10 protein-coding genes and 2 pseudogenes are annotated in these 22,478 nt (G+C 69.6%); 7 read left to right on the top strand and 5 right to left on the bottom strand.

Annotated features, from left to right (window positions below; translation table 11 throughout):
• Nucleotides 1-4: 4 nt before the first annotated feature.
• The gene (locus ACFYWQ_RS29755) at nt 5-535 is read right to left on the bottom strand and encodes a DUF2690 domain-containing protein (RefSeq protein ID WP_389520538.1); all 531 of its coding nucleotides are present in this window, start codon (nt 533-535) and stop codon (nt 5-7) included.
• A 140-nt stretch (nt 536-675) separates the two neighbouring features.
• Between ACFYWQ_RS29755 and ACFYWQ_RS29760 the strand changes: the two are divergent.
• The 5 genes and pseudogenes from ACFYWQ_RS29760 to ACFYWQ_RS29780 form a co-directional block, all read left to right on the top strand.
• Nucleotides 676-1,867 (top strand): annotated as a pseudogene (locus tag ACFYWQ_RS29760) (ABC transporter transmembrane domain-containing protein); the annotation flags it as partial.
• 486 nt (nt 1,868-2,353) lie between these two features.
• A complete protein-coding gene (locus tag ACFYWQ_RS29765; protein ID WP_389520540.1) occupies nt 2,354-4,138 on the top strand; it encodes an ABC transporter ATP-binding protein in 1,785 nt (594 codons plus the stop codon).
• A gap of 71 nt (nt 4,139-4,209) precedes the next feature.
• A complete protein-coding gene (locus ACFYWQ_RS29770; protein ID WP_389520577.1) occupies nt 4,210-5,985 on the top strand; it encodes an ABC transporter ATP-binding protein in 1,776 nt (591 codons plus the stop codon).
• Nucleotides 5,986-6,428: 443 nt separating this feature from the next.
• Nucleotides 6,429-8,102, top strand: coding sequence for a M4 family metallopeptidase (locus ACFYWQ_RS29775; protein ID WP_389520542.1), 1,674 nt, complete (start codon nt 6,429-6,431; stop codon nt 8,100-8,102).
• A gap of 71 nt (nt 8,103-8,173) precedes the next feature.
• Nucleotides 8,174-8,695, top strand: coding sequence for a DUF1990 domain-containing protein (locus ACFYWQ_RS29780; RefSeq protein ID WP_389520543.1), 522 nt, complete (start codon nt 8,174-8,176; stop codon nt 8,693-8,695).
• Nucleotides 8,696-8,749: 54 nt separating this feature from the next.
• On the opposite strand, the gene ACFYWQ_RS29785 is transcribed toward ACFYWQ_RS29780, so the two are convergent.
• Nucleotides 8,750-9,247: an ATP-binding protein gene (locus ACFYWQ_RS29785; RefSeq protein ID WP_389520545.1), complete on the bottom strand. Its 498-nt coding sequence runs from the start codon at nt 9,245-9,247 to the stop codon at nt 8,750-8,752.
• Between the two features lie 228 nt (nt 9,248-9,475).
• Between ACFYWQ_RS29785 and ACFYWQ_RS29790 the strand changes: the two genes are divergently transcribed.
• Both ACFYWQ_RS29790 and ACFYWQ_RS29795 read left to right on the top strand, forming a co-directional pair.
• Nucleotides 9,476-10,330 carry a helix-turn-helix domain-containing protein gene (locus ACFYWQ_RS29790; protein WP_389520547.1) on the top strand — a complete coding sequence of 285 codons (855 nt, stop codon included), beginning with the start codon at nt 9,476-9,478 and terminating at the stop codon, nt 10,328-10,330.
• Nucleotides 10,331-10,341: 11 nt separating this feature from the next.
• Nucleotides 10,342-10,584, top strand: a complete 243-nt coding sequence (locus tag ACFYWQ_RS29795) for a DUF397 domain-containing protein (protein WP_389520548.1) — start codon at nt 10,342-10,344, stop codon at nt 10,582-10,584.
• A gap of 7 nt (nt 10,585-10,591) precedes the next feature.
• Here ACFYWQ_RS29795 and ACFYWQ_RS29800 read toward each other — a convergent pair.
• From ACFYWQ_RS29800 to ACFYWQ_RS29810, 3 genes and pseudogenes are all read right to left on the bottom strand, one after another.
• Nucleotides 10,592-10,897 (bottom strand): annotated as a pseudogene (locus ACFYWQ_RS29800) (hypothetical protein); the annotation flags it as partial.
• Nucleotides 10,898-11,318: 421 nt separating this feature from the next.
• Entirely contained in the window at nt 11,319-11,798 is a 480-nt protein-coding gene (locus ACFYWQ_RS29805) for an SMI1/KNR4 family protein (protein WP_389520549.1), read from the bottom strand.
• A gap of 32 nt (nt 11,799-11,830) precedes the next feature.
• Nucleotides 11,831-22,369, bottom strand: a complete 10,539-nt coding sequence (locus tag ACFYWQ_RS29810; protein WP_389520551.1) for a LamG-like jellyroll fold domain-containing protein — start codon at nt 22,367-22,369, stop codon at nt 11,831-11,833.
• Nucleotides 22,370-22,478: the final 109 nt, after the last annotated feature.

The raw sequence follows: 22,478 nt of genomic DNA on the forward strand, positions 1-22,478 counted from the left end.
CCCCCTACAGCCAGTCGGTGCACGAGCCGTGCACGGTCGGGAGGCTCGCGTCGTTGTTGTTGACGATGTACCTCAGCGGCATGGGGTCGTACTGCGCGTCGACGTCGTTCCAACACGCCTTCGCCGACGTCTTCTTCCAGTTCTGCATCCTGGTGTAGGCGCCTGCCACGCCGTCGGCGAGAAGGCCCGTCGTGTCGGCCTGCTGGACGCCGCCCTCGGGATCGCGGGTCGTCCACAGCGTCCCGTACACGTAGTCGGGAGAGGTGTCGAGATCGCGTGAGATCTTCGCCCACACCCCCTGGCACATGTACGACCATATCAGCCGTATCACGACCGACCCGTCCGGCTCGGTGACCTGCTGAAGAAGCTCGGCGTCGTCGTCACACCCCATTTCGATGGGGTCCTTGCCCGAACAGGTGGCTCGGAAGCAGCCGACCGCGGCTGCCGGGGATGCCTGAATTCCTTGGAACGCTCCGGCCAGCAGCGTCAGTGCGACCGCTGCCGGCCCCCATCTGCGTATGCCGTGCACACACATCACCTCCAAGTTGTCCGATACATGACATGTCGATACATGGCAAATTCGATTCCGCCGTTCATGAGCTACCCATCAAGATCCCACAGAAATGCACAAACTGGTGGCGAGTTCACCAAGTCGTCTACGCAGGGGGACAACAGGTGATCGACGCGTACGAGGATCCCGGCACGCCCGACAGCCGTGGCGGCTGGCGGTATCTGTGGTGGCTGGTGCGATGTCAGCTGGGCCGGTCCGCCGCCGGGGCGGTGCTGGCCAGCATGTGGATGGCACTGCTGGCCGCGACGCCGTGCCTGATGGCGAAGGCGATCGACGAGGGCCTGGAGCCGGGAGACTTCCCGGTCCTCGCGGGATGGTCGGCCGCGCTCTTCGCGGTGGGGGCGTTCAACGCGTGGCTGAGCATCATGCGGCACCGCACGATGACCCGGGGTGGATGGACGCCAACTTCCGCACGGTCACGGTGGTCGTCGGGCACGCGGTGCGGCTGGGTGCCGCGCTGTCGCGGCGCGCGGGGCCGGGGAGGTCGTCACGATCGGGGTGGGCGACGTGCAGACGATCAGCCAGGCCCTGACCGTGGTCGGGCCCGGGGTGGGCGCGGTCATCGCCTATCTGGCGGTCGCGGCCCTGCTGGTGTCGGTCTCGCCGCTCATCGCCGCCGTGGTGCTGCTCGGGATCCCGACGATCGTCATGCTCGTCGGCCCGCTCCTCACCCGGCTCCAGGGCACCGAGACGGAGTAGCGGGAACGCCAGGGCGCGCTCACCGCCCGCATCGCCGACCTCGCGGGCGGGCTGCGCGTCCTCAACGGCCTCGGCGGCAAAGGCCTGTTCGCCAACGCCTTCCACCGGGACTCGCAGCGCCTGCGGGCGCAGGGCTGCCGCGTGGGCGCGGTGACCAAATGGGTCCAGGCCCTCGGCGTCGGCCTACCCACACTGTTCCTCGGCGTGGTGACCTGGCTCGCGGCCCGGCTGACCGCCCAAGGGGACATCACCATAGGCGAGTTGGTGTCGGTCTACGGCTATGTCGCGGTCCTGGTGGGCCCGGTGGCCTTCTGGGTCGAGTGCGGCTACCAGCTCAGCCGGGGCGTGGTGGCGGCGCGGAGGGTCGTACGCTTCCTGCGCCTGGCACCACTGGAAGACACCGGCACCCGGGACGCCCCCGCCGAACCGTCGGTACTCCACGACCCCGAGTCGGGGGTACGAGTGCTGCCGGGCCGCCTGACGGCACTGGCCGGCGCAAGCCCCGCAGATACGGCGACGGTGATCGACCGCCTGGGCAGATGCCCCCCGTCGACCGACGTGGGGCGGGTCCCGCTGGACGAGATCGCGTTGACGCGTCAGGCGGCCATCTTCTTCTTGAAGCGGATACCCCTCATGACATCTCCACCCATCGATCACCGATAGTGGGGGGATCTTCACAGACAGGCGGACGTCATGATCATGAAGTGACGTGATCGAGACCTGCCCGGGTTCGTCACGTGGGGCCGAGGGCTCGGAGAGGTGACCGAAGTGCCAGGTTCTGTATTCCGGCTCTCCGGCCGCTGCCGCCCCGCCTCCGGCGCGAACCACTGCACAGCTTATTCGATGGGCAAGCGTCATCACCCTGGGTAACCTGCAACCTCACCCACGAGACCAAGATTGCGCATCGTCGCCCGACCCCAGCGCTGCGCACAAAGCCCGGATTCTGACGTTTCTGCAGGAGCCAGTGCCAACGAACTCGCGGAACCTACACCACCACGACCACGTGGCCGCGGCCCGAGCCGGCCACCACCACCGAGCGGCCCGGTCCTGCGCGGGCCGTCACGACCGAAGGGACGGGGGCGGATGATCGACGTCTACGGGGATCCCGGCACGCCCGACTGCCGCGGCGGCTGGTGGTACCTGTGGTGGCTGGTACGCCGCCAGCCGGGGCGGGCGCTGGCCGGGGCCGTGCTGGCCAGTGTCTGGATGGTGCTGCTGGCGGCCGCGCCGTACCTGCTGTCGAAGGCGGTCGACGAGGGGCTGGAGGCCGGGGACCCGGCCGCGCTGGCGGGCTGGACCGCCGCCCTGGTCGCGGTGGGGGCGGCCAACGCCTGGGTGAGCGTCATGCGGCACCGCACGATGACCCGGCTGCGCATGGACGCGAACTTCCGCACGGTCAAGGTCGTCGTCGGGCAGGTGGTGCGGCTGGGTGCCGCGCTGCCGCGCCGGGCGGGGGCCGGCGAGGTCGTCACCGTCGGGGTGGGCGACGTGCAGACCATCGCCGGGTCGCTGACGGTGATCGGACCGGGTGTCGGCTCGGTCGTCGTGTACGTCGTCGTCGCCGGGCTGCTGCTGGCGGTCTCACCGCTGCTCGCGGCGGTCGTGCTGCTCGGGATGCCGGTGGTGGCCGTGCTCGTGGGACCGCTGATGGCGCGGCTCCAGGGGGCGGAGGGCGAGTACCGGGAACGGCAGGGCGTGCTCACGGCCCGGATCGGCGACCTGGCGGGCGGGCTGCGGGTGCTCAACGGGCTCGGCGGCAAGGACCTGTTCGCGGACGCCTTCCGGCACGACTCCCGGCGGCTGCGCGACCAGGGCTACCGCGTCGGCGCGGTCACCAGCTGGATGCAGGCGCTCGGCACGGGCCTGCCGACGGTGTTCCTCGCCGTCGTCACCTGGCTGGCGGCCCGGCTCGCCGCCCGGGGGGACCTGACGGTGGGCGAGTTGGTGTCGGTGTACGGCTATGTCGCCGTACTGGTCGGCCCGGTGGCGTTCCTCGTCGACATGGGGTACCAGCTGAGCCGGGGTGTGGTCGCGGCCCGCCGGGTCGTCCGGCTGCTGCGGCTGGAGCCGGACCCGGACACCGGCACCACGCCGGCGCCCGCCGGACCGGCGGTGCTGTACGACCCGGCGTCGGGGGTACGGGTGGTGCCGGGCCGGCTGACGGCGCTGGTGGGCGCCCGCCCCGCCGACACGGCCGCGGTCGTCGACCGGCTGGGCCGGTACGCGCCGTCCGACGTCACCTGGGGTGCCGTACGGCTCGACGCGGTCCCGCTGGCGCGGGTCAGGGAGCGGATCCTGGTCGCCGACCACGAGGCCGACCTGTTCGCGGGCCCGCTGCGCGAGGTGGTGGGCGGCGGGCGCGGCCACACCGACGCCGCCGTGGGGCGCGCGGTGCGGGCGGCTGCCGCCGAGGACGTCGTGCGGGGGCTGCCGGAGGGGCTGGACTCGCCGGTGGCGGCACAGGGCCGCAGTCTCTCCGGCGGGCAGCGGCAGCGCGTTCGGCTGGCGCGGGCGCTGCTCTTCGACGCCGAGGTACTGCTCGCCGTGGAGCCGACGTCGGCGCTGGACGCGCACACCGAGGCGGCGGTCGCCGAACGGCTGCGCGCGGCGCGGGACGGCCGGACGACCGTCGTCACCAGCACTTCCCCGCTGCTGCTCGACCACGCCGACACCGTGCTGTACCTCGTGGACGGGAAGGTCGCGGCGAGCGGACGGCACCGGGTGCTGAGGGAGACGGAGCCGGGCTACCGGGCGCTGGTGGCGCGGGACGCCGGGGAGACCGGGGGCAGCGGGGAGACCGGGGGCAGCGGGGAGACCGGGGAAGGCGAGGCCGCCGGCCCGGGCGACGTCGAGGGGGCCGCGACGTGACGTCGGGACGGCAGAAGAGGGGGGCCCGGACCTCGGCGGCGCCGGAGCCGGAGACCGCGGGCCGGCTCCCGGTGGCCGGCCCGGCCGGCGTACGGCGGGCTGCCGCCCGGCTGGTGCGGGCCGACGGGCGGGCCTTCACCGTCGTCCTCGTGGCGAACGCGCTGGCCGCCGCGGCCGGGCTGGCCGGGCCCTGGCTGCTGGGGCGGATCATCGACGAGGTGCGCGCCGGGAGCGGTACCGGGGCCGTGGACCGGCTGGCGGTGGCCATCCTGGTGTGCGCGGCGGCGCAGTTGCTGCTGGCGCGCTGGGCCCGGTACGCCGGGCACCGCTTCGGGGAGCGGACGCTGGCGCGGGTGCGGGAGCAGTTCGTGGGGCGGGCGCTGGCGCTGCCCGCGTCGGTCGTGGAGCGGGCCGGCACCGGCGATCTGACCACGCGGGGCACCGCCGACGTGGCCGCCGTGGGGACCACGCTGCGCGACGCCGGCCCGGAGCTGCTGGTCTGCACGGTGCAGGCGCTGTTCGTGCTGGGCGCCGTCTTCGTGATCGACCCGCTGCTGGGCGCGGTCGGGGTGCTCGGGCTGACGCCGATCTGGTGGGCGCTGCGCTGGTACCTGCGGCGGGCGCGCGCCGGGTACCTCGCCGAGGGCGCGGCCGGCTCCGAGGTCGCCGAGGTCCTGGCGGCGACGGCGTCCGGGGCGCGCACGGTGGAGGCGTTCCGGCTCCGGGAGGCGCGCGTCGGGGCGAGCCGCGCGGCGCTGGAGGTCTCGCGGCGCGCCCGCTTCCACACCCTGTACCTGCGGTCGGTGTTCTTCCCGGTCATCGAGGTGTCGTACGCGCTGCCCGTGGCGGGCGTCCTGCTGCTGGGCGGGGCGCTGCACGCGCGCGGCGCGATGAGTCTGGGCACGGTGGTGGCCGCCGCGCTGTACCTGCGGCAGTTCACCGAGCCGCTGGACCAGATCCTGGTGCGGGTGGAGCAACTCCAGAGCAGCGGCGCCTCGTTCGCGCGGGTGGAGGGGCTGGCCCGGGAGCCGGTGCCGGACGGCTCGATGCCGGACGGCGCGGAGCCGGACCGTGTGGCCCCCGGGGCCGGCGTCCCGGCCCCGGCGGACGACCGGATCGACGTGACCGGCGTGCGGTACGCCTACGAGCGCGGCGGCGAGGTGCTGCGCGGGGTCGACCTGACGGTACGGCCCGGGGAGCGGCTCGCGGTCGTCGGCCCGTCCGGCGCCGGCAAGACGACGCTGAGCAGGCTGCTGGCGGGCGTGGACGCGCCGACGGCGGGTTCGGTGACGGTGGGCGGGGTGCCGGTGGCCGCCCTGGAACCGGAGGTGCTGCGCCGCCAGGTCGTCCTGGTCACCCAGGAGCACCACGTCTTCATCGGCACGGTCCGCGACAACCTGCTGATCGCCGAGCCCGGCGCCTCGGACGAGCGGGTGTGGGCGGCGCTGGCGGCGGTCGGCGCGGCGGGCTGGGTCCGGGAGCTGCCCGGCGGGCTGGACACGGGGCTGGGCGCCGGCGGCTGCCGTACGGACGGCTCGCAGGCGCAGCAGCTCGCCCTGGCCCGGGTCGTGCTGGCCGACCCGCACACCCTGATCCTGGACGAGGCGACGGCGCTGCTGGACCCGACGACCGCCCGGCAGACCGAGCGCGCCCTCGCCGCCGTCCTGCGGGGCCGTACGGTCATCGCCATCGCGCACCGGCTGCACACGGCGCACGACGCGGACCGGGTGGCCGTGATGGAGGACGGCCGCCTCACCGAACTCGGCACGCACGAGGAACTGGTGCGGGCGGACGGCGCGTACGCGTCGCTGTGGGCGACGTGGCACGGGGAGCCGAGCGAGGCGTAGTCCGACGCGGGAGCGGTCCCCTCGCGGGAGCAGTCCCCTGACGAGCGGCCCCTGGGGAGCCGTCCCTTGAGGACCTATCGATTCCGGACAACGGCACGACCGTCAGCTCCCCGGTGACGGTCCCCGGCCGCACCGGCGACGCCCCGTCCGCCTTGCCGCCGGACATCGGCATCGTGCCCGCCCGGCGCGGTGCGCCCCGCCGGGACGGCGTCCACTCTTTGCCGGTCCCTTACCTCCGACCGGTTGGCCCTTGACCGAGGTCACGCCCCTTTTACACGGCGGAAATGTTCACCGGCCGGTCGGTTTCCGGCCAACATCACGTGGGGGTCATGACATGTACGCGACCTCGGTGTCACTCTTCCTCTCACCCGCCGCACAGCCTCAGCACAGCACCGGCCGGCCGCCCCACGCCGTCCGGGCTCCCCCACCTACAAGGAGCTTGTGTGACTGTCCCGCCTGCCTTCTACGCGCGTCACAAGCGCACCACCCTGGCCGTCGCCACCGCCGTCGCGGCCGGAGCCCTGATCACCACCGGCCTGACCGGTGGCACCGCCGCCGCCCAGACCGCGCCGGACTCCGCGGGCTCCACCCCGCTCGCCGTCCCCACCGCCCTGGCCCCGGCCGCCCGCACCGCCCTCATCCAGGACAAGCAGGCCGACGCCCCCGCGACCGCGCGGGAGATCGGTCTGGGCGCCCAGGAGAAGCTGGTCGTCCGCGACGTGGTCAAGGACGCGGACGGCACGGTCCACACCCGCTACGAGCGCACCTACGCGGGCCTGCCGGTCCTCGGCGGCGACCTGGTCGTCCACGAGTCGGCCTCGGGCGCGGAGCAGGGCGTCACCAAGGCGACGAACACCACCATCAAGGTCGCTTCCACCACCCCGGCCGTGACCGCGGCGAAGGCCGAGACCCAGGCGCTCTCGCTCGCGAAGGCGGCGGGCTCGGAGGACACCGAGGCCTCCCAGGCGCCCCGCAAGGTGGTCTGGGCGGGCAACGGCAGCAAGCCGACCCTCGCCTACGAGACCGTCGTCGGCGGCCTCCAGGAGGACGGCACCCCGAACGAGCTGCACGTCATCACCGACGCGGCCACCGGCGCGAAGCTGTACGAGTACCAGGGCATCGAGACGGGCACCGGCAAGAGCCTGTACTCCGGCACGGTCACCCTCGGCACGTACCTCTCGGGCTCGACGTACCAGCTGTACGACACCTCGCGCGGCGGCCACAAGACGTACAACAAGGCGCGCAGCACCAGCAGTTCGGCGGGCACGCTGTTCACGGACACCGACGACACCTGGGGCACCGGCGCGGCCTCCAGCTCCACCACCGACCAGACCGCCGCCGTCGACGCCGCCTACGGCGCCCAGACCACCTGGGACTTCTACAAGAACACCTTCGGCCGCAACGGCATCAAGAACAACGGCGTGGCGGCGTACTCCCGCGTCCACTACGGCAACGCCTACGTCAACGCGTTCTGGGACGACAGCTGCTTCTGCATGACGTACGGCGACGGCTCGGGCAACGTCAAGCCGCTCACCTCGCTCGACGTCGCCGGCCACGAGATGACCCACGGCGTCACCTCGAACACGGCGGGCCTGAACTACTCCGGCGAGTCCGGCGGCCTGAACGAGGCGACGTCCGACATCTTCGGCACGGCGGTCGAGTTCTACGCGGCGAACTCCAACGACGTCGGCGACTACCTCATCGGCGAGAAGATCGACATCAACGGCGACGGCACCCCGCTGCGCTACCAGGACCAGCCCAGCAAGGACGGCGCGTCCGCCAACTACTGGTCGTCGACGCTGAAGAACCTGGACGTGCACTACTCGTCCGGCCCCGCGAACCACTTCTTCTTCCTCCTGTCGGAGGGCAGCGGCGCGAAGACGATCAACGGGGTCTCGTACAACTCCCCGACCTACAACGGCTCGACGATCACCGGTATCGGCCGGGACAAGGCGGTCCAGATCTGGTACAAGGCCCTGACGACGTACATGACGTCGACCACGACGTACTCGGGCGCCCGCACGGCGACCCTGAGCGCGGCGTCGGCCCTGTACGGCTCCTCCAGCACCGAGTACGCGACGGTGGCGGCGGCCTGGACGGCGGTCAACGTCAGCTGACGTGACAGCAGTCGAGTGAGGGCGGCACCCGGGAGGCGAACATTCCGGGTGCCGCCCTACGCTTGGGCACCATGTCTTCGGAGGACTTCACGTACGCCGATGTCGGCGCGACCCGCGAGCGGCCCGGCTTCTGCCCGCCCGGCTTCCACTCCCTGCACGTGCGCACCCGCCTCGGCGAGGGCGAGGAGGTCTTCCGCCGCGCGGCCGAGGCCGTCCTCACCTGGGAGATGCACCGCTCGATGGGCGTCGGCATGACCACCGACGCGGACCGCGCGGCCCCCGACGTGGACGTCACGGTGACCCTCGCCGGCGTGATCAAGGCCCCCTGCCGCGTCGTCTGGACGGTCGAGGAACGCCGCCGCGCCGGCTGGGCCTACGGCACCCTGCCCGGCCACCCCGAATGCGGCGAGGAGGCCTTCGTCGTCGACCGCACGGGCGACGGCACGGTCTGGCTGACGGTCTCCGCCTTCAGCCGCCCGGCCAAGTGGTACGCCCGAGCGGGCGGCCCCGCGACCCGGGGGTTGCAACAGGCGTACGCCCGCAGATGCGGGACGGTGTTGCGGGGGCTGGCTACGGCGGGGTTGGAGGAGTAGCCCCTGCACCGTTCACGGGTGAACACCGCAGAGTGGGCCCGGTCGTGATCGACGTCAGGTGGCGGCGCGGGCCGAGGACCGCCCGGACGGACGAGCGGCACCCGGCCCACCGACCTCGAACCACAGCAGCTTGCCCGCACCGCGCGCGAGCCGGTCGCCGCGGTCCGCGACCGACCAGCCGCCCCAGGAGTCGGCGTACTCCTGCACGAGATGCAGCCCGCGCCCGCCTTCGCAGTCCACGTCCGGCATGGGTACGCGGTCCCCGGGCGGCTTGGCGAAGGGCGCCGGAATGCAGGGGTGACTGTCCCACACCCCGACCCTGAGCCGCCCGTCCCCCAGCGCTGTGAGCCGCAGCGAGGCGGGCCCCGCGGTGTGCAGGTAGGCGTTGCCGACCAGCTCGGACGTCAACAACTCGACGACGTCCAGCACGTCCTGTCTGCCATGCCCACCGAGCACCGCCCGCACGGTCATCCGTGCGACCCGTGCGGCACGGGGGTCATGCGGCAGACGAAGGGAGTACACCCAGGTGTCGGGCAGGGCTACGGTGACCATGGAACACCTCCGGGAGGAAGGGGACTTGGACGACTCGCTCACGGCCGCACCTGCCGGTGGCATTGCCTGGTTCGATGCGCTTCTGGCTTGCGGGCGGGGCTTGTTGAGCGGGTACGGGACCACCGTAGGACAGATGGTTAGATACCTCTAACCAAACCAACAGGAAGGCTCCAACCTTCACTCGTGTGAGGGAACAGGGCGCCTCATTGCGGCCAGGAGGGACACACCGTGCCGCCCACCAACAGCCCCACGCTCCGGCAGCGGAGGCTGGGCGCAGAACTGCGCAAGCTGCGCGAACGCACCGGTCTCACCACCACTGGGGCCGCCCAACTGCTCGGCGTCAACCAAGCACGCATCAGCATGATCGAGACAGGCCGCACCCCGGTCAGTGCCGACCGCGTCCGCTCCATGGCCCATACCTACGACTGCTCCGACGGGCCACTCATCGACGCCCTCGCCTCCATGACAGGCCGGCGAACCCGCGGCTGGTGGGAGGAGTATCGCGAACAGGTACCCGTCGCGCTGGTCGATCTGGCCGAGCTGGAGCACCACGCGACCGCGCTACGGGTGGCGCTCTTGTTCCATATCCCGGCGCTCCTCCAGACCACCGACCAGGCCCGAGCCCTGTTCCAGGCGGTGGCCCCGCCGATGCGGCAGTACGAGATCGAGCACCGCCTCAGCCATCGCATGAAGCGGCAGGGTGTCCTGCACAGCAAGAACCCGCCCTCTTACACGGCGATCATTCACGAGGCGGCTCTACGCATGGGCTTCGGAGGCTCTGCGGTCACCCGAGGTCAGCTCAAGCACCTGCTCGACATGAGCGAACTGCCTCACGTCACCATCCGCGTGATTCCCTTCGGCGCAGTCGAGTTCCCGACCACCGGCCAGTCATTCGACTATGTGGAGGGCTCGGTACCGCAACTCGACACGGTCCAACTGGACTCTCACCATGGCGCCTGCGAGTTCCTCGACGCGGAGGCACAGTTGACCAAGTACCGGGCTGTCCTCGATCGCATGGAGTCCTGCGCGCTGGACACCACCGAGTCACGCGACTTCATCGACAACCTCACCCGGGACCTTTGAGAGGACCAACCGTGCCGCCACTCCACTGGCAGAAGTCCACCTACAGCGGCGACGGCTCGAACTGCCTTTACGTCGCCGCCACCCCCACCGGCACCGCCTATCTCCGCGAGAGCGACACCCCGGACACCGTCCTCACGACGACGGTGTCCGGTCTGCGCGCCCTGATACACGGCGTCAAGGGCGACCAGGTCAGGTTTTGGTCTTGGCCAGGCGGGCCTTCTCGCGAGGTTACCGAGGCCGCGACCGAGAGGTAATGCCGCCTCAGATGGTCGGGGTGTCGTCGACGACCGGCCGGTGAATCTCAACGACCGGCTTCCACCCCGCGGAGAACTCGATGAAGTCCGCACGGGTGGGGTAGGTGTCGATCGCGCGACGGTCACGCTTGGGGCTGTCGCCGGCCTTGCGTCCCCGGGGAATCTGCTCCTCGAAGATGTCGACCTTCACGTCGGGAACCTCCTTGAGGACCTGGCGCCAGATCTGCACGACGTCGGCGCCGAACGCCTGCCGGGCCGCAGCGTAAACGGCCGAGAGGGCCCCCTTGTCCCCACAGGGGACGAAAAGCGCCAGGCCTGTTCTTCGCTCCAAGGGATCAGGCCGCCGCCATCCGGATGAGCGCTATACCCTTCAGACATTTCATCATCCTGGAGATCCCTCAATACCTCCAGTTCACGGAAAATCCCCCCAACGAAGTCGCACTCCCGACCCGGAATCGGCAGCGGGATACGCAGGAATCCGTCGAACTCCAGAGTGGGATACTTGTCAGCAAACTCCCGGAAGTCACCGGGAAGCCCAACCCCAAGAAATTCGGAAACTTTGACGAAATTCACCCCGCGCACAGCCGGAGCTCTATGCACCGAAAGGCCACTGACCACTCGTTCGAGATCGGAGAGCCTCAGCATGTCGTCTGCCAGTCTTGGTTATTCTTCACCGTCACGTCGAAGAGTTGACCTTTCTCCGCATGAGCGGCAGTAAGCAACGGCAGAGCGAACTATCCCATCATGTAAGTGACAGCTTCACGGAAGGTACGGAACAACATGTTATCTCCCGCACCGGTCCACCAGTAGCGCCCCGCATCAGTGTCATCGGCTTGAAGCATCAGCATGCCCGCCGATCCCTGAGCGTTGACGTACATGGGGAAGATGCGCGTTCCCTCCGACAGCCCGACCTCCTCCAGGGGACCAGCTTCCAGAGTGACGTCGCGAAACATTACGGCAAGTCCCCTCCGCTGCGGGTCCTCCCAGTCACGAAACCCCATAAGTGGCGTCGAGTAATGGAAGCCGTCCAATCCATCAGTAAGCGACAAAAATTTTCGGTAGTCCGGGTCCAGAGGTTGATCCGCCAAAGATTCCAGCTCCTCGATCTGCACTGAAGTCGCCGGGGGCCTGAGCCTAGGCATGCACCCCAGATCAAGAGGTGATGTGGCGAGGTAATCACACGTTCTCACGCGCATGATCTCACCGATGAACATCCACATTTCCACTGACTTCTCTACGACCTTCATCAGGGGCGACTGATCTCACAGATGCCGTACTGCCCGGACGAAACCGACCCAGTGACCTTCTCGGTCGTGTATGTGCTGGGATCCTTATTCACACCTGCATAGTAGAAGCCGGTCGGCTGGTATCCGACCTGATACTTTCGACTATAGGCACCGACTAGAGAGTTGACGCGCCCGTCCTGCTGATGCCAGCAATACGGAACCCACTTACCGGACCAGGTGGTATCCGGAAGGTGACCGGCTACCTTGCCTGACCCACTGTACTCGTAGGCAGTGCCCTGAACTTCCTTCACATGGAGCTCTTTGTATGCCTCTGCAGCCATCCCTAGTGTCACTGACTTACTCGGGTACTTCTGTTGTGTACCGAAGCTTACTGCCGGATCCCCTGGCGAGACCCGCCCCGTCGGAGACAGGTAGCCCGGTATGGCGTTGAGTGCGGCTATGTGGTCCTTCAATTCGTCGATCTGTGCGGCAGTCGCACCCGACGGCGCTCGGAAGCACACGATGCCTGACGTACCGCGTTGCGCAACCGTCTTCTCCAAATGCGTAGTACAGTTCTCATCCTCCTCACCCTCCGTGCCTGACCTATTTTCGGACCCCTGGGAGGGGGCTGTCTCGAAACCTTCCTGCGTGTCAGCGGTGTACTGATCGTCGCCGACCAAGTCGAGCATTTCCAGGGTGCTGACAAGCATGGCGACGGCATCGTCAGGATTCCACTTTCCGTTGTTCGGATCCCAGTCAGGCCTCGGCGCCGGGCGGTCAGGGGCAGGCTTTGGCTTCTTCCCGTTGTTCGGGTTCTGGTCGATAGGCGGGCGAGGCGGCGTGACGACGCGGGGCTCCGTGATCGCGACTCCACGACCGCAGGCGTAGCTGCAGGCGTAGGTGCTGGTGCCGGTACTGGTCGAGACGAGGGTCGAGCTGCCGCCGCCGGCGTACATGGCGCTGGCTTGGGCCGCTATCGCCCTGGCCGCACTGGCCGCACCTGCGTGCGACTGGGACAGCACGCTGGTGCTGGAATGGCTGTGGGTCGTGGAGGACGACTCGCCATGTGTCGCCTCCCAGCCGACAGCACCGGCTCCGAGGGTCACGATGGTGCCGAAGACACCCCACCCGAGGGCTTCACCAGTGATGGCGGCACCGCCGAGCACAAGGGCGGCCCAGTGACCGGTGGGATCGGTGGCGTTGAGCGGCCCGCCGTTGGCGTACGTGTAACGGTTGCCTTGGACCGACGGGACGGAGTTCAGCTGCCACGAGTCCCGTGAGGCGAAGCCCCCCGTCCCCGGCTGGTACCACCGCGCCGCCATGTTGACGTCGCCGCTGGTCGGGTCGGTCCAGCCGGACTGGTAGCCGACGGCCGGGGTCGTGCCGCCCGTGGCTGTCTCCTTGCCGAACGGGTCGTACGACGTCGAGCCGCTCACCTGGGTGCCGTCGGCCGTCAGGCCGGCGACCAGGTCGGTGTGCTGATCGGTGAGGGCCCACTGCTGGGTGGCGCCGGTGGAGAGGGAGAGGAGGGTGCCCCCGGGCGTGCGGTTGTAGTCGGTCGTGCCGTCGGTGGAGGCGTTGTTGGAGCCGCCGTCGTAGGTGAAGGTCGTCGTGCCGCGGGTCTGGACCCGGTCGAGGGAGTCGTACGTGTAGGTCGTACCGGCGTCGGTGATCTTGCGTTCGAAGGCGTCGAAGGTCAGCGTGCGCGGCGTCCCGCTCCCGCTGTCGACCGAGGCCAGCGTGCCGCGCGCCGTGTAGGTGTACGTCGTCGTGCCGTCGGTGAGTTGGCGGTTGCGGGCGTCGAAGGTCGCTGTCGCGGCGCCGGCCTTCGTGCGGTTGCCTGCCGCGTCCCACTCGTAGGACGTCGTCGTGCCGTCCTTCGTCCACGACGTCATGCGGTTCGCGTGGTCGTAGCCGTAGGTGTTGGTGCCGGCTCCTGCCGTACCCGAGGTCGTCTTCGACGTCAGGTTGTCGTCCAGGTCGTAGCCGTAGGTCGTGGAGGCGACGCTCGTCGTGCCGTTCGGCGAAGTCACCGTGTCCGTGTTGAGGCGGCCCAGGCTGTCGTAACCGTAGGTGCGCTTCGCCGTGACGGTGTACGTCGTGGCGTCCGCCGACTTGGTGGCGTACTGCTCCACGGTCGGGCGTCCGGCGGCATCGAAGTCGTACAGGACGTTGTTGCCGGTGATCGAGTCCCAGATCGTGTCGATGCGTCCGGCGCTGTCGTACGTGTAGTCGGTGGTGCCGGCGTCCGTGGTGCGCTGCGTCATGCTGCCGTCGGCGTTGTAGGCGTAGCGGGAGGTGCCGCCCGGTCCGTCGGCGGTCAGGAGCTGGCCGCGGTCGTTGTAGGTGTAGGTGTTGCGGGTCAGGGCGTCCGCCGTGCCGACCGTCGTGAGGCGGCCGGTCAGGTCGTACTCCAGGGTGCGGGTCACCGTCGCTGCCTCAGCGCCCGTGCCGGACTCCCGTGTGAGGCGGCCGAGTCCGTCGTATGTGCGCTCACGCTGCACGCCCCCCGGAAGGCGTTCCTCGACCGCCTGGCCGGCCTTGTCGTAGACGGTCGTCCAGGTGCGGTCGGCCGTGTCCGGGTGGGCGGGCGTCGAGGGCTCGATCGTGGACTCCGGCAGGCCCCAGTTGGTGAAGGTGTAGATCGTCTTGTTGCCTCGGCCGTCGGTCAGGCGGGTCTGGTTGCCCGCCGCGTCGTAGCCGAAGGACGTGGTGATCGATTCCGTGGCGGAGACCGGTTCGACCTGCGTGGTCATGCGGCCCAGCGCGTCGTACGCGTAGGTCGTGCGGGCCTTGGTCCGCGCGGGGATCACCGCCGTGCGGTTGCCTTCCACGTCGTACTCGGCCGCCGCGGTACGCAGAGCGGTCGTGCCCGTCCCGTAGTCGGTCATCGCGATGGCATCGCCCAGGGCGTCGTACGTGGTAGTCGTACGGCGACCGGTCGCGTCCGTCGTCTCCGTCTGGCGGCCCAGGCCGTCGTAGTCGAACGTGGTCGTGCCGGCCGGGTCCGTCAGGGACTTCGGTTCTCCGGCAGCGTTGTAGACGCCCGTCGTGGTGATCCCGCCCGGCGTCCTCGACGCCGTCTGGTTGCCCGCGTCGTCCCACGTGAAGCGGCTGACGAGGTTGTCCGGGCTGGGGTACCGCTCGACGGCGGTCGCCGTCAGCTGCCTGCCCAACTCGTCGTAGGTCGCCTCGGTGCGCGCGCCCATCGGGTCGGTGACCGACAGTTGGAGACCGGTCGGGGTCCAGGTGTAGCGGGTGACTCCGCCGCCGTCCGCGCTGGTGGGGTTGAGCAGGTCGGAGTCCGTCTCGGCTGCCACGGCCGCGGCGGCGTCGGCCGCCGGGTCGGTCTGGGCGGTGAGTTGGCCGAACTGGTCGTAGGCGTAGCGGGTGACCCGGCCCAGCGGGTCCGTCTCGGTCTGCGGCAGGCCGAGTGCCGTGTAGGTGGTGCGGGTGGTCGCCGTCAGGGGGGTGGTGGCGCCCGGAGGGGTGTACTCGGGCAGGGTCACGGCTGTGGCTCGGCCGAGGCGGTCGACCTCGGTGCGGGTCACCTTGCCGCGGGCGTCCGTGGCGTCCGTCGCCTCACCGAAGGTGTTGTACCCGGTCAGCGTGGTCGGCTTGACCGTGGTGGCCGTGCCGCCGTTCTCCTCTGCCTGGATCGCCGGGGCGGTCTCCTGGACCAGGCGCCCCAGGGCGTCATAGCGGTAGGCGGTGGTGTGGGCGGCCGGATCGGCGCCCGCGACGTTGCCGCGAGGGCTGACGGTGGTCAGCGGCAGACCACGGTCGTCGTACGTACCGGTGGTGATGTGCGTGCTGGTCCCGTCGGTGACGCTCTGCCGGGTGATGTTGCCCGCCGCGTCGTACTCGGACGTCGTGGTGAGGTTCTTGCTGCCGGAGATGGTCTGGGTCTGCTCCTTGACCCGGTTGTCACCGTCGTAGACGAAGGTGGCGGTCCTGTTGAGACCGTTCGGGTCCAGGACGCTGGTGAGCGTGCGGCCCAGGGCGTCCACCGTGAACGTCTGCGTGGTCGCGCCGCCGCCGGTGACCTGCTGGGTCAGATTGCCGGCCGGGTCGTAGGCGTTGGCCTCCAGTACGATGTCGTGCCGGGAACCGTCGGCCTGGGTGACCTGCTTGGCCGTGGTGGTGGCCGTGAGGCCGTCGGCGTAGTAGGTGTAAGCGGTTGTCGCGCCCATGGCGTCTGTCGTGGAGGCCAGGCGGCCGGCCGGGTCGTAGGCGTTGGAGAGTACCGTCAGGTCGCGGGTGGTGCCGGACGGGTCGCCGGTCCAGTCGTCCAGGACGGTCGTGGCGTGCTGGCCGCGGGCGGTGTACGTGTACGTGAAGTGCGTGCCCGCCGCGTCGGTCATGCCTACGACACGGCCCAGTTCGTCGTGTTCGAGCAGGGTCGTGTTCTGCTCGGCGTCGGTTACGGAGTCGTTCAGGCCGTTGGCGTCGTAGTGGTGGGTGGCGGTGCGTTCGGCGTCACCGCCTGTGGTGTCCTTCGTCGACTCCGACAGGAGGTTGCCGTCCTCGTCGTAGGCGCGGTTGATCACGGGGGTGTGTGTCACGCCGGTGATCTCGTTCCGTATGCCGGCACCTGTCTCGGTGACGACGTGTGACGCCTCGTCGTAGCCGTAGCCGGTCGTGACACCGCTGGGGAAGGTGTCGGAGACCTGCTTCTCGGAGGTCTTCCGGCCCAGGCCGTCGTAGGTGTAGGAGGTCACCAGCCCGGACGGCGAGGTCCCCTCGGCCAGGTCGCCGTTGGCGAAGTAGCGGTAGGAGGTCTTGGCGCCGCCCGGTGTGGTCTGCGTCAGCACGAGGCCCGCCGGGACCGTGCCACCGCCGATCGCGGCCTCGGTGCCCGCCGTGTACGTCGTGGTGGCGGCCGAGGCGTCCGGGCGCGTCACCGTGGTCGGCAGACCGAGGGCGTTGTACGCGAACTCGGTGCGGTAACGGTTGTCCTTGTGATCGGTCGAGCGCGCGTCACGCTGGGTCAGCGGCTTGTCGTTGCGCGGGTCCAGGGGATCGCTCGTGTTGAGGTAGTACGAGGAGAAGCTGGTCCAGCACGAGTCGGCATCCCGGCAGGTGGTGGTGGAGACGACGTTGCCGCGCGCGTCGTGGCCCGTGACCGTGGCGTGGCCGTTGGCGTCGGTGACGGTGTGCAGATTGCCTGCCGTGTCGTACGCGTACGAGGTGAGGGCGCCCGTGGCGTCCTTCGCAGCGACGATGCGCTGGCCGTGCAGGGCGTCGTAGCTGGTGGTGCTGGTGTGCTGCTGCGGGTCGGTGACGGTCACGGTGGAGGTCAGTCCCGAGTCGGCGGCTTCCGCCTGGGCACGGTAGTGGGCGGAGACCTGATCGGCGGTCAGCGTGCCGCGGTAGAAAGCGGCCTCGTCCAGCTGGCCGTTGAAGTAGTAGGTGGCTGCCGCCAGATCCATCCAGCCGCCGTTGGCGTATCCGGCGCCGAGGTAGGCGTAGGTGCGGGACTGGTCGGCCACCGTGCCGGTGATCGAACCGAGGCTCACGCCGTCCAGGTACAGGCTCTGGGTGCTGGTCGCGGCGGTCAGGACGACGTGGTGCCACTCGCCGTCGGTGACTGCCTGAGACGAGGTGATGGGCACCGCGGACGCACCGCCGGACAGGTAGAACCTGCCGCGCAGCTTGCCGGCTCCGTCGATGTTCAGCACGGGGAGCGCCGAGGTGGGTGTCTGGCCCAAGGCAGCGTTCTGGAAGGCGAGCAGGACGCCCGAGGCGGAGGTCGTGCGGAACCACAGTTCCGCGGTCAGGTCCGTCGTCCCGGCGACGACCGTCGCGGGGAGTTGCGCGGAGCCTCCGCCGCTGATCTTCACGGCCCGGTCGTCGCCCGCGCCGAAGATTCCGGTCTGGTCCAGCTTCGAGGCGGCGCTCGCGTCCGGCCGGAAGGCCGCGCTCATGCCGGATCCGCCGACCTCGCTGGACAGAGCGGTTCCCTCACTCTCGCCGAGACGCCAGTACGCGGCGGGGGCATCGGCGAGAGCGACACCGTCGTACTGGTCGCCGCGTCCGGTGATGAGGCTGCGACGTGCCTGTATGTGCTGGTTGGGGGTGTCCGTCTGGCCCGCTGCCGGAGCGACGTACTTCCACACCCCAGCGGTCTGGGTGAACGTCACCAGCGGCTTGTCGTAGAAGGCGACTTCGTCGATCTGGCCGGTGAAGTTGCGGTAGCCCGCTTCCTGGTCGTCCCAGCTGACGGAGGAGTAGCCACCGCCGACGAAGACACGGGAGTAACGGCCGGCGACGACACCGGTCGCCATACTGCCCTGCAGCTCGCCGTCGATGAACAGTGCCTGCATGCCCACGTTGCCGGTGAGCATGACGTGGTGCCATGTGTCGTCGGTGACAGTTCCCTTGGACAGCAGGCTGTCGCCGGTACCCGAGAAGCGTCCACGAAGCTTGCCGTCGGCGTCGATCAGCAGCATGGGCCGCCAGCCGGTGGGGGTGTCGCCGAAGTCGGCGTCCTGGTTGCTGACCAGCACACCGGCCCCGGCCGTCTTGAACCACAGTTCCAGGGACATCGCCGTGTTGGTGCCCAGCGACTCGACGGGCATCTCGACGGCACCGTCGCCGGCGAAGCTCGCAGCGGTGTCGTCTCCGTCGGAGAAGATGCCCGCGCTGCCCAGCCGCGTGCCGTCCAGGTAGCTGCCCGCCAGGTCCTCCCCCAGCGGGCTGGCCGCCTCCGCGCCGCCTCGCTCGCCCAGGCGCCAGTAGCCGGTCGGTCCGCTGCGCTGGACAGTGTCCGCGTAGGAGGAGGACGAGGTGGAGTACCTGGGCGCGGACACCTTCCAGGTGCCGCCGTTGTCATCGGTGTGCTCGGTGAGACGGCCGCTCACCTGGTCGTACGTGGCGGTGGCGTGCGCCCGGCCGGACGGCAGCGTGGCTTTCGTCATCTGGCCGATGGAGGCCTTGCCGGCGTAGTGCTCGGCGATGGTCGCGGGGTCCAGGGTGTGGTCGTAGAAGGCGACCTCGTCCATCTGGCCCTTGAAGGGGTACCAGCCGGCGTCCATGTCCATCCAGCCGCCGTTGGCGTAGCCGGAGCCGAGGAAGGCGTACTCACGGGACTGCTCGGCCAGGACACCGCTGATCGAGCCGAGCTTCACGCCGTCCAGGTAGAGGCTCTGGGTGTTGGCAGCGGCCGTCAGGACCGCGTGGTGCCACTGCCCGTCGGTGACCGCCTGGGGTGAGGTGATGGGGACCGCGGACGCGCCGCCGGACAGGTAGAACCTGCCGCGCAGCTTGCCCGCACCGTCGACGTTCAGCACCGGAAGCGCCGTGGTGGGCTTCTCCCCCAGGTCGGCGTTCTGGAAGCTGACGAGGACACCGGCGGCCGTGGTCGTCCTGAACCACACTTCGATCGTCGGGAAAGCCGACGTCTTGAGCGTGTCAGCGGGCAGTTCGACGAGTGAGTCGACACCGTCGAAACCCGCGGAGGTGTCCGCGGTACCCGCGATCGCCGAGTCGGTGCCGAGCTGGGTGTCGCGGTGCACGGCGTCGTTCAGGCCGGTGCGCGACACGGCCTCGCTGGCCGCCACCGATCCCTCGGCCTCACCGAGACGCCAGTAGGAGGTGGGTGCCGAATCGAGGACACCGCTGCGGTAGAGCGAACCGGTGCTGTACTCGTACGTCGTGCACTTGGTGGTCGACGTCGGCGGGCACACCTTGGTGAGCTGTTCACCTGTGTACTCGTACGACCACTGGAGGCCGGGGGTGCTCGCGTCGATGGTGCTGGTGGTGACGGCGGTGACGTGGCCACCGGTCCAGCCGAACGTCAGCGAGCGGCCCGACAGGTCGTCGGTCACCTTCTTCACCGGACCGCCGGTCGCCGTCTCGTGCGTGACGGTCTGGCCCCGGCCCGCCAGGTCGGTGATCTTGGTGAGCACGCCGCTCGCCAGGAAGCGGTAGGTAGCGCCGGATCGTTCCCGCAGCACCCAGTCGGTGGACTGGCGGGCCAGGGTGAGCGATCCGCCCGACGGACCCGTGTACGTTCCGTCGGCGTTCTTGCCGAACCGGACCTGCGAGCCGTCCGACAGGGTGACGAGCACCGACGACGTGGCCGACTCCTCCCTGAGCTGCATGTCCCAGTTCGTGGACCAGCCGGTGCCGAACGCACCTCCGGTACGCGGGTCCAGGGAGTTGTAGGTACGGGTGAGCGACAGCTCCGGGCCGACGGTGGCCAGAGCCGCGTCGGTCGCGGCCGTGACGTAGTTGCCCTCACGGGTGCCGATTTCCTTGCCGTCGTCCGCGCCGCCGAGGTGGCTGGTCACGGCGGGCTGGGGGACCTGTGTGGTCAGCAGGGCCGCGCCGGGGCGGGTGGAGGTGGCCGCCCCGTCGTACGCGTACCCGTACCAGGCGTACGTCCTGTCCCAGGACAGCCAGCCCGACGGGACGGCCCACTGCTGTTCGTTGCTGCGCGTGCCCGTCTTGCAGTTCTTGCGGAGATTGCTGCCCTCGACCTCGCAGACCTCGAACGAGTACTGGAGCGCCGCCTTCGGGTACCGGTCCGCGTCCGTGCCCTTCGCCCAGAGAGTCGGCGTGAGGGTGTTCACGGTGATGCCGCTGCCCGGGGACTCGGCGGTGAGCTGCGGCGGGATGTTCACCGAGGAGAGCTTGACGGCTGGGCCCGGGACGCCGGCCGCGGTGAAGCGGCTGACGCCGACGTCGTCCATCGTCCACTGCACGGTGTACGTGGCCGGGGTCAGCGGTGCGATCGCCGCGTCGAGCGTGATGGTCTCGCCCGGCGAGACCGCCTGGGGCATCGCCGTCCAGCGGATCTTCGTGCTGTCGGTGATCTCCTTGCCGGCCGCGTCGAACAGGTTGTACCGCAGCTTGTAGTTGCCTCCCGCGGGCCAGGTCTCCTGACCCTGGTTCGTGACCGTGACCTTCTCGACGCCTTCGGTCGTCGCCGTGACCGGGGCGGTGAAGTCCCCGAGCGAGTAGGCGGCACCGTACTTGGTCCATGTGACGTCCAGGCTGGGCTTGCCGTTCGGGTAGTCGTCGGAACCGAACTGCTTCCAGCCCTTGGAGTCGGTGGTGGACGCCTTCACGGCAAGGCCGTAGTTCTTCTTGCGGGCGTGCGTCCAGTCGTCGACGAGCTTGCGGCCGGCCGCGCCGAGCTTGATCGTCTCCCAGGCGGCACCGCAGGACCAGGTCGTCGTCCCTTCAGGGCGCCAGCCGTGGGCGAAGCTCTTCGATGCGAGTGAGGCACCGGTGGAGGGGCCGGGCCACTTCGAGGTGGTCGACTCAGCCCAGTTCGATGTGATCGGGTGCACGGTCACCGGGCGGGCGGTGCAGGACTGCGACCAGGTGTTGTAGAGAGCGAGGTTGGCACTCAGCACCCACGCGTTCTTCAGGCTGGTCTCCAGCCCTGTGAAGCGAAGGAAGGCCGCCGCCTTGTGGCTGCCGCCGTCGTACGTACCGACCTTCAGGACCGTGTCCGACGCGAAGTTGGTGTTGTACGGGTACTGCACGTAGGTGCCCGAGGTGGCGTCGACGGACTTCACCGACGGGTCGACCCGTACGGGGAAGACACGCTCGGGCGCGGACAGCCATGCCTTGTCGAGCTTGACGACCAGGATCTGCCGACCGTCCTCCGTGTCCAGGCCGTAGGTGGCCCCGGAGGAGATCACGCCCTCGTTGGAGTCGGGGGCCAGGTTCGAGTCCTGCATCCAGCCGGCCGGCGCCCAGGCGCGGATCGTGCCCTCGGCATCGGTGAACACGATGTTGCCCTGGGCGTCGAGCGCCGCGCTGAGTCCCTGCAACTCCAACGGGAAACGCCACTCGGTGGGCGCGTTCGTGTCCTTGAGAACCAGGGTCTCCTTGACCGAGTCACTGCCTGCGATGAACTCCACGTCCGAACTCGGGCGCGCGTTCTCGTAGGTGAGGGTGCTGGCCTCGACCTGCCCGGCGACAGGATGCGCTTCATCCACGCCGTAACCGACCGACATTCCCTCGTCCACCTGCATCCGCACCACCGGATCGGCATCAGCCGTACCGGCGAACTCGATCTGCACCTCGGTCGAAGCGGTCTCCCAGCCCTCCTCGTCCGCACTCATCGTGCTCGGTCCCGAGGACTCCCTGGGCGTCAGAGTCGTGTCGATGGACTTCCAGCTACCGTCCGCCGAACGGAAGTTGACGGGCTCGGAATAGAAGCGCGTGGTGTAGGTGCCATCAGGGTTGAGATAGGTGCGCTGCCGCTCCGCGCGTTCGCCCGCGACTTCCTTGCTGCGCTTGGCGTCGAAGCCCTGAGTTGTGGCAGTGGCAGGGGGCTCGACCTCGGCCACAGGGCCCGACTCGGGTGTCTGCGCGGTGCTGGGCAGGCGGGTGATGCCGTCGGCCTGCTCGGCGGGCAGTTCACCGTTGCCGGTGAGGGCACCGTCGCGCCCGCCCTTCGCGGCGGCGTCCGTCGCACTCGCGGAAGCAGTGTTGCTGCGACCCGCGGCCGAGCCCCAACGCTGGTCCGGGGCCTCGCCGGTACCACCGACGTTGGACGGATCGACGGCAAAGGCGACTTGCTCAGTACCGCAGAGCACTGCCAGGACGAAGGCAAGAGCAACAACAAGCGGACGCGCCGGACGCACGGAACCCCCCACCCAGATGATCACGAGTGAGGAAGTTCTAGATGATCTCAAAATAAGAACA

The sequence above is a fragment of the Streptomyces sp. NPDC003247 genome (genome assembly GCF_042888135.1).
In the GTDB taxonomy this organism is placed as follows: domain Bacteria; phylum Actinomycetota; class Actinomycetes; order Streptomycetales; family Streptomycetaceae; genus Streptomyces.